Raw genomic sequence first — 12,682 nt, forward strand, 5'->3', positions numbered from 1 at the left:
AATCGGCTGTGCTGATTGTTAGTTAGCCTGCTATTCACGATGAACAAAGTTGGATATTGAGATGACAGGTAAGAAGCGTTCTGCCAGCTCCAGTCGCTGGCTGCAGGAACACTTTAGCGATAAATATGTTCAACAGGCACAGAAAAAGGGGTTGCGGTCCCGTGCCTGGTTTAAACTTGATGAAATACAGCAAAGTGACAAACTTTTTAAGCCAGGAATGACTATTGTTGATCTTGGTGCTGCACCCGGCGGGTGGTCACAATATGTCGTGACGCAAATCGGGAATCAGGGGCGAATCATCGCTTGCGATCTTTTACCAATGGATCCTATCGTTGGTGTGGACTTCCTTCAGGGCGATTTTCGTGATGAATTAGTCGTCAAGGCCCTGCTGGAACGTGTTGGTGACAGTAAAGTGCAGGTTGTCATGTCAGATATGGCGCCAAACATGAGCGGGACACCGGCAGTCGATATTCCCCGCGCTATGTACTTGGTTGAACTGGCACTGGAAATGTGTCGGGACGTGCTGGCGCCGGGCGGTAGTTTTGTAGTGAAAGTGTTTCAGGGCGAAGGTTTCGATGAATACCTGCGAGAAATTCGCTCCCTGTTTACGACGGTTAAAGTTCGTAAACCGGACTCTTCTCGTGCCCGCTCACGTGAAGTGTACATTGTAGCGACCGGGCGCAAACTATAGTACCCTGACGCTGTTTGTTAACACAGTTGTAATATGAGGTTAATCCCTTGAGTGACATGGCGAAAAACCTAATACTCTGGCTGGTCATTGCCGTTGTGCTAATGTCTGTATTCCAGAGCTTTGGGCCCAGCGAGTCAAATGGCCGTAGGGTGGATTACTCCACTTTCCTGTCTGAAGTTAATCAGGACCAGGTTCGCGAAGCGCGCATCAACGGACGTGAAATCAACGTTACCAAGAAAGATAGTAACCGATACACGACTTACATCCCCGTTAATGATCCCAAGCTGCTTGATAATCTGATTACCAAGAACGTGAAAGTTGTGGGCGAACCGCCTGAAGAGCAAAGTCTGCTGGCAACTATCTTCATTTCCTGGTTCCCAATGCTGCTGCTGATTGGGGTCTGGATCTTCTTTATGCGTCAAATGCAGGGCGGCGGTGGCAAAGGTGCCATGTCGTTCGGTAAGAGCAAGGCGCGCATGCTAACGGAAGACCAAATCAAAACCACCTTTGCTGACGTCGCTGGCTGTGATGAAGCGAAAGAAGAGGTGGGTGAGCTGGTTGAATACCTCCGTGAGCCGAGCCGCTTCCAGAAACTGGGCGGTAAAATCCCGAAAGGTGTCCTGATGGTCGGCCCTCCGGGTACGGGTAAAACGCTGTTGGCAAAAGCGATTGCTGGCGAAGCGAAAGTACCGTTCTTCACAATTTCCGGTTCTGACTTTGTTGAAATGTTCGTTGGTGTTGGTGCATCCCGTGTGCGTGACATGTTCGAACAGGCCAAAAAAGCGGCACCTTGTATTATCTTCATCGATGAAATCGATGCCGTAGGTCGTCAGCGTGGTGCTGGTCTGGGCGGTGGTCACGACGAACGTGAGCAAACCCTGAACCAAATGCTGGTTGAGATGGATGGCTTTGAAGGTAACGAAGGGATCATCGTTATTGCGGCAACTAACCGTCCTGACGTGCTTGACCCTGCGCTGCTGCGTCCTGGTCGTTTCGACCGTCAGGTTGTCGTGGGTCTGCCAGATGTTCGTGGCCGTGAGCAAATCTTGAAAGTTCATATGCGTCGCGTACCGCTTGCACCGGACATCGATGCCGCAATTATCGCTCGTGGTACACCTGGCTTCTCTGGTGCCGATTTGGCTAACCTGGTAAACGAAGCTGCGCTGTTTGCTGCTCGCGGTAACAAGCGTGTGGTGTCGATGGTTGAATTCGAGAAAGCGAAAGACAAAATCATGATGGGGGCAGAACGCCGCTCCATGGTGATGACGGAAGCGCAGAAAGAATCGACCGCTTATCACGAAGCAGGCCATGCGATTATCGGTCGCCTAGTACCGGAGCACGATCCGGTCCATAAGGTAACGATTATCCCTCGTGGCCGCGCCCTGGGTGTGACCTTCTTCCTGCCTGAAGGCGACGCAATTAGCGCCAGCCGTCAGAAACTGGAAAGTCAGATTTCCACGCTGTATGGCGGTCGTCTGGCTGAAGAGATTATCTACGGGGCAGAACATGTTTCTACCGGTGCGTCGAACGACATTAAAGTAGCGACTAACCTGGCTCGTAACATGGTGACTCAGTGGGGCTTCTCCGACAAACTTGGCCCGCTGCTGTATGCGGAAGAAGACGGTGAAGTATTCCTGGGCCGTTCAGTGGCAAAAGCGAAGCATATGTCTGATGAGACTGCGCGTATCATCGATCAGGAAGTTAAATCCCTGATTGAACGCAACTATGCCCGTGCTCGCCAGTTGCTGAATGAGAACATGGATATTCTGCACACCATGAAAGACGCATTGATGAAGTATGAAACCATTGATGCCCCGCAGATTGACGATCTGATGGCGCGCCGTGAAGTTCGCCCGCCAGCAGGTTGGGAAGATGCGAGCAAAAACAACAATAACTCTGACAACAACGGTACCCCGAATGCGCCGCGTCCGGTTGATGAACCACGTACGCCAAATCCGGGCAACACGATGTCTGAGCAACTGGGCGACAAATAAGACGCTCACCGAGATGTTTTTGCAGTAATCTATAAACCCCGGGCCTGCCCCGGGGTTTTTGTTTTTGTACAGCCTAAGACGAACGCAAAGGAAGAAGAATGAAACTCACCGCGCAAGGCTCCACGCTGGATCTCTCGCATCCTCACGTCATGGGGATTTTAAACGTCACGCCGGACTCCTTTTCCGACGGTGGTCAGCACAATTCCCTGGTTGAGGCCCTCAAGCATGCAAATGCGATGATCAATGCCGGGGCGACAATCATCGACGTTGGCGGAGAGTCAACCCGGCCTGGCGCGGCAGAGGTGAGCACAGAAGAAGAACTTGAGCGCGTTATTCCGGTGGTCGACGCGATCGCTCAACGGTTTGAAGTCTGGGTCTCAGTGGATACATCGAAAGCCGAAGTTATTCGCGAATCTGCACGAGTAGGGGCGCATCTTATCAACGATATTCGTTCCTTAACGGAGCCAGGTGCGCTAGCTGCCGCTGCGGAAACGGGGCTCCCTGTTTGCCTGATGCATATGCAGGGCGAACCGAAAACGATGCAACAGGCACCACAGTACGATGACGTATTTGCCGATGTGAATCGCTTTTTTGTGGAGCACATTGCCCGCTGTGAAGCCGCAGGGATTTCAAAAGATAAATTGCTGCTCGACCCGGGCTTTGGTTTCGGTAAGAATCTCACCCACAATTATCAGTTATTGGCTCGCCTTTCGGAATTTCATCGCTACGGTATGCCGCTACTGGTAGGCATGTCCCGTAAATCGATGGTCGGGCAACTGCTTAATGTTGGCCCGGATCAGCGCCTGAGCGGTAGCCTTGCCTGCGCGGTGATTGCTGCGATGCAGGGGGCTCAAATTCTTCGCGTTCATGACGTAAAAGAGACTGTTGAAGCTATGCGCGTGGTCGAAGCTACGCTTTCAGTGAAGGAAAACAAATACTATGAGTAACCGTAAATATTTTGGCACCGATGGTATCCGTGGTCGCGTGGGCGATGCACCTATTACCCCCGATTTTGTTCTGAAGCTTGGCTGGGCTGCGGGTAAAGTCCTGGCTCGTCATGGTTCGCGTAAGATTATTATCGGTAAGGACACGCGTATTTCCGGCTACATGCTGGAATCTGCACTGGAAGCAGGTCTGGCTGCAGCCGGGTTGTCTGCTTCGTTTACTGGTCCAATGCCTACGCCTGCAGTTGCTTATTTAACTCGTACATTCCGCGCTGAAGCCGGGATTGTTATCTCCGCCTCACACAACCCGTTCTATGATAACGGTATAAAATTCTTCTCGATCGACGGGACTAAACTGCCGGATGAGGTCGAAGAAGCTATTGAAGCGGAGATGGAAAAAGAGATCACCTGCGTGGATTCGGCGGAGTTGGGTAAAGCCAGCCGTATTGTCGATGCAGCAGGGCGCTATATTGAATTCTGCAAAGGCACGTTCCCGAACGAACTGAGCCTTAATGGCCTTAAAATCGTCGTAGACTGCGCCAACGGCGCGACTTACCACATTGCCCCGAATGTATTGCGTGAACTGGGTGCAAAAGTCATTGCCATCGGCTGTGAGCCGGATGGGGTGAATATTAATGAAAAATGCGGTGCGACCGATGTGCGTATGCTGCAAGAGCGCGTGCTGGCGGAAAAAGCCGATCTAGGCATCGCGTTTGACGGCGACGGCGACCGGGTAATTATGGTGGATAACCAGGGCCTTAAAGTCGATGGCGATCAGATCCTTTATATCGTTGCCCGGGAAGGATTACGTCAGGGGCAGCTTCGCGGCGGTGCCGTGGGTACGCTAATGAGTAATATGGGACTTGAAGTCGCGCTGAAGCAGTTGGGTATTCCTTTTGCCCGCGCGAAAGTTGGCGACCGCTATGTTCTGGAAAAACTGCAGGAGAAAGGCTGGCGAATTGGGGCTGAAAACTCCGGTCACGTCATTCTGCTGGACCAAACCACCACCGGTGACGGCATAGTCGCAGGTTTGCAAGTGCTTACCGCAATGGTTCGTAACCATATGAGCCTGCACGATCTCTGCAGCGGAATGAAATTGTTCCCGCAGATTCTGGTTAACGTTCGCTTTACCGCAGGCAGCGGCGATCCGCTTGAAAACGAAGAGGTTAAGCGCGTTACGGCTGAAGTGGAAGCTGCATTGGGCAGCCGTGGACGGGTGTTGCTGCGTAAATCCGGAACGGAGCCACTCATTCGCGTGATGGTCGAGGGTGAAGATGAAGCCCAGGTTACCGCGTTTGCTCATCAGATCGCAGACGCAGTGAAGGCCGTTTAATATTTTTTCTTCGCAAACTGATTGAAAAGGCGGCAGTTGCCGCCTGTTTCTTTGGTGGAAATTACTTGTTTGCTGTTTTTTTCCGCAGTCAGTGCATTGTTAATAAATTGCCCTTGCGCACCAGTCTGGCTTTGGTTAGTATTCTCACCCGCTTCAGTGGGTAATGACAAACGTATCCGCTTAACTGGTTTGAAGCAATTGGCGTGCGGTAACCCCGCAAGGAACAGGTTGATTATGTACGAAGCTCTTTTGGTTGTTTTCCTTATTGTAGCGTTGGGCCTTGTAGGTCTTATCATGCTGCAGCAAGGTAAAGGCGCTGATATGGGAGCCTCCTTCGGAGCAGGCGCTTCCGCTACGTTATTCGGTTCAAGTGGTTCTGGTAACTTCATGACCCGCATGACCGGTGTGCTCGCAACGCTGTTCTTTATCCTGAGCCTGGTTCTGGGTAACCTCAGCACCAACAAAACCAGTAAAGGAAGCGAGTGGGAAAATTTAAGTCAGCCAGCACAAACTGAGCAGACTGCGCCAGCGGCACCTACCAAGCCGAGCAGCGATATCCCACAGTAAGTTTGTCAGCTTCAATGCGGTGACATGAAGGTTACCGTATTCAAAGAGTGCCGAGGTGGTGGAATTGGTAGACACGCTACCTTGAGGTGGTAGTGCCCGATTGGGCTTACGGGTTCAAGTCCCGTCCTCGGTACCAAATCCTAGCAATTCTTGCATTTAATGCAATTCTGGCGTAGTATTTGCCACGTTTTCGGACGCGGGGTGGAGCAGCCTGGTAGCTCGTCGGGCTCATAACCCGAAGGTCGTCGGTTCAAATCCGGCCCCCGCAACCACTTTCCCTGAGAGTTCTTTTTCAAATATACTGTGAACACCAGTTTCGGTGCCTTCGCGAAGAATTTAGAAAAAAATTCTCCTGGACGGTGTCCGGGCCGCAGTTGCGGCATACAGGGTTCAGTTATATAAAGCCCCGATTTATCGGGGTTTTTTGTTATCTGACTTTAGAATAACTGGGCTATATGCCCTTTTTTTATGTCTTGGGGGTGGGCTTGTCCACATTAGAGCAAAAATTAACAGAGATGATTTCAGCACCGGTCGAAGCACTGGGCTATGAACTTGTAGGCATCGAATTCGTTCGGGGCCGCACGTCTACGCTGCGCATCTATATTGATAGTGAAGATGGCATCAATGTTGATGATTGTGCTGATGTCAGTCACCAGGTCAGTGCCGTACTGGATGTCGAAGATCCCATCACCGTGGCCTATAACCTGGAAGTGTCCTCACCTGGCCTCGATCGCCCAATGTTCACCGCAGAACACTACGTTCGTTTTACCGGCGAAGAAGTGAGCATTGTATTGCGTATGGCTGTGCAAAACCGCCGCAAATGGCAGGGTATTATTAAAGCCGTAGACGGTGAGATGATCACGGTAACGGTCGAAGGAAAAGACGAAGTGTTCGCGCTGAGCAACATCCAGAAAGCGAACCTGGTACCCCACTTTTAATAGTTTGGATTGAGGTGAAAACCCAGGATGAACAAAGAAATTTTGGCTGTTGTTGAAGCAGTTTCCAACGAAAAAGCGCTGCCGCGTGAGAAGATTTTCGAAGCGCTGGAAAGTGCGCTGGCAACGGCGACCAAGAAAAAATACGAGCAAGAAATTGACGTTCGCGTTGAGATCGACCGCAAAAGCGGTGATTTCGATACCTTCCGCCGTTGGGTTATCGTTGAAGAAGTCACTCAACCTACGCGTGAAATCACTCTCGAAGCGGCTCAGTTTGAAGATCCGGCTCTCGGCCTCGGCGATTACGTTGAAGACGAAATTGAGTCCGTCACCTTTGACCGTATCACCACTCAAACTGCGAAGCAGGTTATCGTGCAGAAGGTTCGCGAAGCCGAACGTGCGATGGTAGTAGATCAGTTCCGCGATCAGGAAGGTGAGATTGTTACCGGTGTAGTGAAAAAAGTTAACCGCGACAATATCTCCCTTGAACTGAAATCGGAAGGCATGTCCGGCAACGCTGAAGCTGTGATTCTGCGTGAAGATATGCTGCCACGTGAAAACTTCCGCCCGGGCGACCGCATTCGCGGCGTGCTTTACGCAGTACGTCCTGAAGCTCGCGGTGCGCAGTTGTTCGTTAGCCGTTCCAAACCTGAAATGCTGATCGAACTGTTCCGCATTGAAGTGCCGGAAATCGGTGAAGAAGTTATCGAAATTAAAGCCGCCGCACGCGATCCGGGCTCTCGCGCCAAAATCGCCGTGAAAACAAACGACAAACGTATCGACCCGGTCGGTGCTTGCGTTGGTATGCGCGGTGCGCGCGTTCAGGCGGTTTCTACTGAGTTAGGCGGTGAGCGTATTGATATCGTGCTGTGGGACGACAACCCGGCGCAGTTTGTTATCAACGCAATGGCACCGGCCGACGTAGCATCCATTGTTGTCGACGAAGACAAACATACGATGGATATCGCGGTAGAGGCAGGCAACCTGGCGCAGGCCATTGGCCGTAACGGTCAGAACGTTCGCCTGGCATCACAGCTGAGCGGCTGGGAACTCAACGTTATGACCGTTGATGACCTGCAGGCTAAACATCAGGCTGAAGCGCATGCGGCTATTGATACCTTTACCAAATACCTCGATATTGACGAGGATTTCGCCACCGTGTTGGTCGAAGAAGGTTTCTCCACGCTTGAAGAACTGGCCTATGTGCCAATGAAAGAGCTGCTGGAAATCGACGGCCTTGATGAAGATACCGTGGAAGCATTACGCGATCGCGCTAAAAACGCGCTCACCACACTGGCTCTGGCACAAGAAGAGAGCCTTGGCGATAAAAAACCTACTGAGGATCTGCTGAACCTCGAAGGGATGGATCGCCCGCTGGCCTTTAAACTGGCTGCTCGTGGTGTTAGCTCGCTGGAAGACCTTGCCGAGCAAGGTGTTGACGACCTGTCTGATATCGAAGGCTTAACGGATGAGAAAGCCGGCGAGTTGATCATGGCAGCGCGTAACATTTGCTGGTTTGGCGGCGAAGCGTAATAAACTGTAGCAGGAAGGAACAGCATGACAGATGTAACCGTAAAAGCGCTGGCCGCAGAGATTCAGACCTCCGTGGACCGCCTGGTACAGCAATTTGCTGACGCAGGGATCCCGAAGTCTGCTGATGACTCCGTTTCGGCGCAAGAGAAACAAACGCTGCTGGCACACCTGAACCACGAACATGGTTCAGGCCCAGACAAGTTGACTTTACAGCGCAAAACGCGCAGTACTTTAAACATTCCAGGTACCGGTGGGAAAAGTAAATCGGTACAAATCGAAGTCCGCAAGAAGCGCACCTTTGTGAAACGTGATCCGCAAGAGGCAGAACGCCTTGCTGCGGAAGAACAGGCGCAGCGTGAAGCGGAAGAGCAAGCCCAGCGTGAGGCAGAGGAAGCTGCCAAACGTGCGGCACAAGAAAAAGCTAAGCGTGAAGCTGAAGAACAAGCTAAGCGCGAAGCCGCTGATAAAGCGAAACGTGAAGCTGCGGAAAAAGACAAAGTGAGCAATCAACAAACTGATGAAATGACGAAAGCCGCCCACGCCGAGAAGGCTCGCCGTGAAGCGGAAGCTGCTGAACTGAAGCGTAAAGCTGAAGAAGAAGCCCGTCGCAAACTCGAAGAAGATGCCCGTCGCGTGGCGGAAGAAGCCCGTAAAATGGCTGAAGCTAACGCTGGCGTTTGGGAAGAGCAGGAGAAGGTGGAAGACGATAAGTCTGACTATCACGTCACCACTTCCCAGCACGCTCGTCAGGCAGAAGACGAAAACGATCGTGAAGTTGAAGGCGGTCGTGGTCGTGGTCGTACTGCAGCTAAAGCGCCGCGTCAGAAAAAAGCTGGCGGTAAGCACGGCGAGTCTAAAGCTGACCGTGAAGAAGCTCGTGCAGCCGTTCGCGGTGGCAAAGGTAAGCGTAAGCCAAGCAGCCTGCAGCAGGGCTTCACCAAGCCAGCACAGGCCGTTAACCGTGACGTTGTGATTGGTGAAACCATCAGCGTTGCTGAACTGGCTAACAAAATGGCCGTTAAAGGCTCTCAGGTCATCAAAGCGATGATGAAGCTGGGCGCAATGGCGACCATCAACCAGGTTATCGATCAAGAAACCGCTCAGCTGGTTGCTGAAGAGATGGGCCACAAAGTTATCCTGCGTCGTGAGAACGAGCTGGAAGAAGCGGTAATGAGCGACCGTGACACCGGCGCTGCGGCAGAAACCCGTGCACCGGTTGTGACCATCATGGGTCACGTTGACCACGGTAAAACTTCTCTGCTGGACTACATTCGTTCTACTAAAGTTGCCTCCGGAGAAGCGGGTGGTATTACCCAGCACATCGGTGCTTACCACGTAGAAACCGACAACGGAATGGTTACCTTCCTGGATACCCCAGGTCACGCAGCATTTACTTCTATGCGTGCTCGTGGTGCTCAGGCAACGGATATCGTTGTTCTGGTTGTTGCTGCCGATGATGGCGTAATGCCACAGACTATTGAAGCTATCCAGCACGCAAAAGCGGCGCAGGTACCGGTAGTTGTCGCGGTGAACAAAATCGATAAGCCAGAAGCGGATCCGGATCGCGTTAAAAACGAACTGTCCCAGTATGGCATCATGCCGGAAGAGTGGGGCGGCGAAAGCCAGTTCATCCACGTTTCTGCAAAAGCCGGTACCGGTATCGACGACCTGCTGGATGCAATCCTGCTGCAGGCCGAAGTTCTGGAGCTGAAAGCCGTCCGTAAAGGTATGGCAAGCGGCGTGGTCATCGAATCCTTCCTGGATAAAGGTCGTGGTCCGGTTGCTACCGTTCTTGTGCGTGAAGGTACTCTGAACAAAGGCGATATCGTTCTGTGTGGCTTCGAATACGGCCGTGTACGTGCGATGCGTGACGAGATGGGGCGTGAAGTGACCGAAGCGGGTCCTTCTATTCCAGTTGAGATCCTCGGCCTGTCCGGCGTGCCTGCCGCGGGTGACGAAGTGACCGTTGTTCGTGACGAGAAGAAAGCTCGTGAAGTTGCTCTGTATCGTCAGGGTAAATTCCGTGAAGTGAAACTGGCTCGTCAGCAGAAATCCAAACTGGAAAACATGTTCGCCAACATGACCGAAGGCGAAGTGTCCGAAGTGAACATCGTGCTGAAGGCAGACGTTCAGGGTTCTGTGGAAGCAATCAGCGACTCCCTGCTGAAACTGTCTACCGATGAAGTTAAAGTTAAAATCATCGGTTCCGGCGTGGGTGGGATCACCGAAACTGACGCAACGCTGGCTGCAGCATCCAACGCCATTCTGGTTGGCTTCAACGTCCGTGCTGATGCGTCTGCGCGCCGCGTGATTGAAGCAGAAAGCCTGGATCTGCGTTACTACTCCGTCATCTATAACCTGATCGACGAAGTGAAAGCGGCGATGAGCGGTATGCTGTCTCCAGAGCTGAAACAGCAGATCATCGGCCTGGCTGAAGTTCGTGATGTCTTCAAATCACCGAAGTTTGGCGCGATTGCTGGCTGTATGGTTACCGAAGGTGTGGTGAAACGTCACAACCCAATCCGCGTACTGCGCGACAACGTGGTTATCTATGAAGGCGAGCTGGAATCCCTGCGCCGCTTCAAAGATGACGCAAGCGAAGTCCGTAACGGTATGGAATGTGGTATCGGCGTTAAGAACTACAACGACGTGCGCGTGGGCGATATGATCGAAGTCTTCGAAATTATCGAGATCAAGCGTACCATCTCCTGATAGCCGTACCGCATCAACTATCTTAGGGGGGCCGTGTGCCCCCCGTTTTGTCTGGAGAAATTATTATGGCGAAAGAATTTGGTCGCCCGCAGCGCGTTTCTCAGGAATTGCAGAAAGAAATTGCCATTATCCTGCAGCGTGAAATTAAAGACCCGCGTCTGGGCATGATGACCACCGTTTCTGGGGTCGAAGTCTCCCGTGACCTGGCGTATGCCAAAGTATTTGTGACCTTCCTGAACGACAAAGACGAAGATGCCATCAAAGAAGGCATCAAAGTTCTGCAGGACGCGTCGGGCTATATCCGAACTTTAGTTGGCAAGGCAATGCGTCTGCGTATCGTGCCTGAGCTGACCTTCTTCTACGATAACTCGCTGGTTGAAGGGATGCGCATGTCTAACCTGGTTTCCAATGTCATCCGTCATGATGACGAGCGTCGCGTGAATACGGACGACAGCAAGGAGGATTGATGAGTCGTCCTCGTCGTCGCGGTCGTGATATTCATGGTGTACTGTTGCTCGATAAGCCTCAGGGCCTTTCGTCCAACGACGCACTGCAAAAAGTAAAACGTCTTTATAACGCGAACCGCGCGGGTCATACCGGGGCGCTGGATCCGCTGGCGACCGGTATGCTGCCGATTTGCCTTGGTGAAGCGACGAAGTTCTCCCAGTACCTGCTGGACTCCGACAAACGTTATCGCGTTATTGCCAAACTTGGGCAGCGCACGGACACGTCAGATGCCGACGGCATTGTGGTCCAGGAACGCCCAATTAGCTTTAGCACCGAGCAGCTTGCTGCCGCGCTGGAGAGCTTCCGCGGGGATACCGAGCAGGTTCCATCGATGTACTCTGCGCTTAAGCATCAGGGTAAGCCCCTGTACGAATACGCGCGCGCGGGGATTGATGTTGAACGTGAAGCTCGCCCAATCACGGTGTACGAGCTGTTGTTTATTCGCCATGAAGGGGATGAACTGGAGCTGGAAGTCCATTGCTCTAAGGGAACGTACATTCGTACGATCGTTGACGATCTCGGTGAAAAACTTGGCTGTGGGGCGCATGTTATCTTCCTGCGTCGTCTGGCTGTAAGTAAATATCCGATTGAGCGGATGGTCACTCTGGAGCAGCTTAATGAGCTGGTAGAACAGGCACATCGGCAGGGGCGCGAGCCAGCGGAAATGCTGGATCCGCTGCTGATGCCGATGGACAGCCCAGCCTCCGATTTCCCGCTGGTGAATTTGCTGCCTGAAGTTGCCGTCTACTTTAAAAACGGTAATCCAGTTCGGGTGGCAGGCGTTCAGGCCGAAGGGTTGGTGCGCGTCACCGAAGGCGAAGAGAAGAAATTCATCGGTATGGGTGAAATCGATGGCGAGGGCCGGGTTGCTCCGCGTCGTCTGGTCGTCGAATATCCCGTCTGACTTTTGCCGCTACCTTGCGGTAAAAGGGCGCTACAGGTAAAATAGCGCGGCTTAACGGCTGGCCGATTGTTTAACAAACGGTTCAGGCGTGCACTGGGGTTGCTGAATTAGAGATCGGCACCCTGTTTATTTATCTATAATGTTGGAGTTGAAAATGTCTCTAAGCGTTGAAGCTAAAGCTAAAATCGTTTCCGAGTTTGGTCGTGGTACTAACGACAGCGGTTCTACCGAAGTTCAGGTTGCACTGCTGACTGCACAGATTAACCACCTGCAGGGTCACTTTGCAGAGCACAAAAAAGATCACCACAGCCGTCGTGGTCTGCTGCGTATGGTTTCTCAGCGTCGTAAACTGCTCGACTACCTGAAACGTAAAGATGTAGCACGTTACACTGGCCTGATCGAGCGCCTGGGTCTGCGTCGCTAGTTCTTGCGAGTTTCAGAAAAAGGGGCCTGTAAGGGCCCCTTTTTTCAACCAGACGGCAGCAATTCTATGGAAACTAATGTATTGTTGCTGAGTGTGATCTTTATTGCAGAGGTTCGCGCGGCTAATGAGAGGCTTTAC

12 protein-coding genes and 2 tRNA genes are annotated in these 12,682 nt (G+C 52.3%); 13 read left to right on the top strand and 1 reads right to left on the bottom strand.

The features are described from left to right. Nucleotides 1–61: 61 nt before the first annotated feature. From rlmE to glmM, 4 genes are all read left to right on the top strand, one after another. Nucleotides 62–691 (top strand): 23S rRNA (uridine(2552)-2'-O)-methyltransferase RlmE, encoded by a 630-nt coding sequence (rlmE, locus tag F3J26_RS17145; protein WP_008454794.1) that lies wholly within the window; start codon nt 62–64, stop codon nt 689–691. A 56-nt stretch (nt 692–747) separates the two neighbouring features. After that, complete coding sequence (ftsH, locus tag F3J26_RS17150; RefSeq protein WP_166877784.1) at nt 748–2,685, top strand: ATP-dependent zinc metalloprotease FtsH; 1,938 nt, start codon at nt 748–750, stop codon at nt 2,683–2,685. A gap of 98 nt (nt 2,686–2,783) precedes the next feature. Further along, a complete protein-coding gene (gene folP, locus F3J26_RS17155; protein ID WP_166995024.1) occupies nt 2,784–3,632 on the top strand; it encodes a dihydropteroate synthase in 849 nt (282 codons plus the stop codon). Further along, nucleotides 3,625–4,962, top strand: coding sequence for a phosphoglucosamine mutase (gene glmM, locus F3J26_RS17160; RefSeq protein WP_008454789.1), 1,338 nt, complete (start codon nt 3,625–3,627; stop codon nt 4,960–4,962). The genes folP and glmM overlap by 8 nt, the downstream gene beginning before the upstream one ends. Here the strand turns inward: glmM and F3J26_RS17165 are convergent. Then, on the bottom strand, nt 4,959–5,132 hold the full coding sequence (locus F3J26_RS17165) for a hypothetical protein (protein WP_157141373.1): 174 nt from the start codon (nt 5,130–5,132) through the stop codon (nt 4,959–4,961). The genes glmM and F3J26_RS17165 overlap by 4 nt on opposite strands. A 64-nt stretch (nt 5,133–5,196) precedes the next feature. Between F3J26_RS17165 and secG the strand changes: the two genes are divergently transcribed. The 9 genes from secG (at nt 5,197) to rpsO (ending at nt 12,544) form a co-directional block, all read left to right on the top strand. After that, nucleotides 5,197–5,529, top strand: coding sequence for a preprotein translocase subunit SecG (secG, locus tag F3J26_RS17170; protein WP_038478508.1), 333 nt, complete (start codon nt 5,197–5,199; stop codon nt 5,527–5,529). A 49-nt stretch (nt 5,530–5,578) separates the two neighbouring features. Then, nucleotides 5,579–5,665, top strand: a tRNA-Leu gene (locus F3J26_RS17175). Nucleotides 5,666–5,724: 59 nt separating this feature from the next. After that, nucleotides 5,725–5,801, top strand: a tRNA-Met gene (locus F3J26_RS17180). Nucleotides 5,802–6,014: 213 nt separating this feature from the next. Continuing rightward, a complete protein-coding gene (gene rimP / locus F3J26_RS17185; RefSeq protein WP_008454786.1) occupies nt 6,015–6,467 on the top strand; it encodes a ribosome maturation factor RimP in 453 nt (150 codons plus the stop codon). A gap of 27 nt (nt 6,468–6,494) precedes the next feature. Beyond that, the gene (gene nusA, locus F3J26_RS17190) at nt 6,495–7,997 is read left to right on the top strand and encodes a transcription termination factor NusA (protein ID WP_008454785.1); all 1,503 of its coding nucleotides are present in this window, start codon (nt 6,495–6,497) and stop codon (nt 7,995–7,997) included. Nucleotides 7,998–8,021: 24 nt separating this feature from the next. Further along, on the top strand, nt 8,022–10,709 hold the full coding sequence (infB, locus tag F3J26_RS17195) for a translation initiation factor IF-2 (RefSeq protein ID WP_166995026.1): 2,688 nt from the start codon (nt 8,022–8,024) through the stop codon (nt 10,707–10,709). Nucleotides 10,710–10,774: 65 nt separating this feature from the next. Beyond that, complete coding sequence (gene rbfA, locus F3J26_RS17200; RefSeq protein WP_008454782.1) at nt 10,775–11,176, top strand: 30S ribosome-binding factor RbfA; 402 nt, start codon at nt 10,775–10,777, stop codon at nt 11,174–11,176. Beyond that, entirely contained in the window at nt 11,176–12,120 is a 945-nt protein-coding gene (gene truB / locus F3J26_RS17205) for a tRNA pseudouridine(55) synthase TruB (RefSeq protein WP_166995028.1), read from the top strand. Before rbfA ends, truB begins: the two co-directional genes overlap by 1 nt. A gap of 154 nt (nt 12,121–12,274) precedes the next feature. After that, the gene (gene rpsO, locus F3J26_RS17210) at nt 12,275–12,544 is read left to right on the top strand and encodes a 30S ribosomal protein S15 (protein ID WP_008454776.1); all 270 of its coding nucleotides are present in this window, start codon (nt 12,275–12,277) and stop codon (nt 12,542–12,544) included. The last annotated feature ends 138 nt before the right edge of the window (nt 12,545–12,682 follow it).

Origin of the sequence: Enterobacter sp. Ap-867, from assembly GCF_011752855.1 — a bacterium.
GTDB lineage: Bacteria > Pseudomonadota > Gammaproteobacteria > Enterobacterales > Enterobacteriaceae > Cedecea.

Bases quoted from the DNA above. Each gene is read 5' to 3' on its own strand.
- rlmE (WP_008454794.1), top strand. From the start codon at position 62: ATGACAGGTAAGAAGCGTTCTGCCAGCTCCAGTCGCTGGCTGCAGGAA.
- ftsH (WP_166877784.1), top strand. From the start codon at position 748: ATGGCGAAAAACCTAATACTCTGGCTGGTCATTGCCGTTGTGCTAATG.
- folP (WP_166995024.1), top strand. From the start codon at position 2,784: ATGAAACTCACCGCGCAAGGCTCCACGCTGGATCTCTCGCATCCTCAC.
- glmM (WP_008454789.1), top strand. From the start codon at position 3,625: ATGAGTAACCGTAAATATTTTGGCACCGATGGTATCCGTGGTCGCGTG.
- secG (WP_038478508.1), top strand. From the start codon at position 5,197: ATGTACGAAGCTCTTTTGGTTGTTTTCCTTATTGTAGCGTTGGGCCTT.
- nusA (WP_008454785.1), top strand. From the start codon at position 6,495: ATGAACAAAGAAATTTTGGCTGTTGTTGAAGCAGTTTCCAACGAAAAA.
- infB (WP_166995026.1), top strand. From the start codon at position 8,022: ATGACAGATGTAACCGTAAAAGCGCTGGCCGCAGAGATTCAGACCTCC.
- rbfA (WP_008454782.1), top strand. From the start codon at position 10,775: ATGGCGAAAGAATTTGGTCGCCCGCAGCGCGTTTCTCAGGAATTGCAG.
- truB (WP_166995028.1), top strand. From the start codon at position 11,176: ATGAGTCGTCCTCGTCGTCGCGGTCGTGATATTCATGGTGTACTGTTG.
- rpsO (WP_008454776.1), top strand. From the start codon at position 12,275: ATGTCTCTAAGCGTTGAAGCTAAAGCTAAAATCGTTTCCGAGTTTGGT.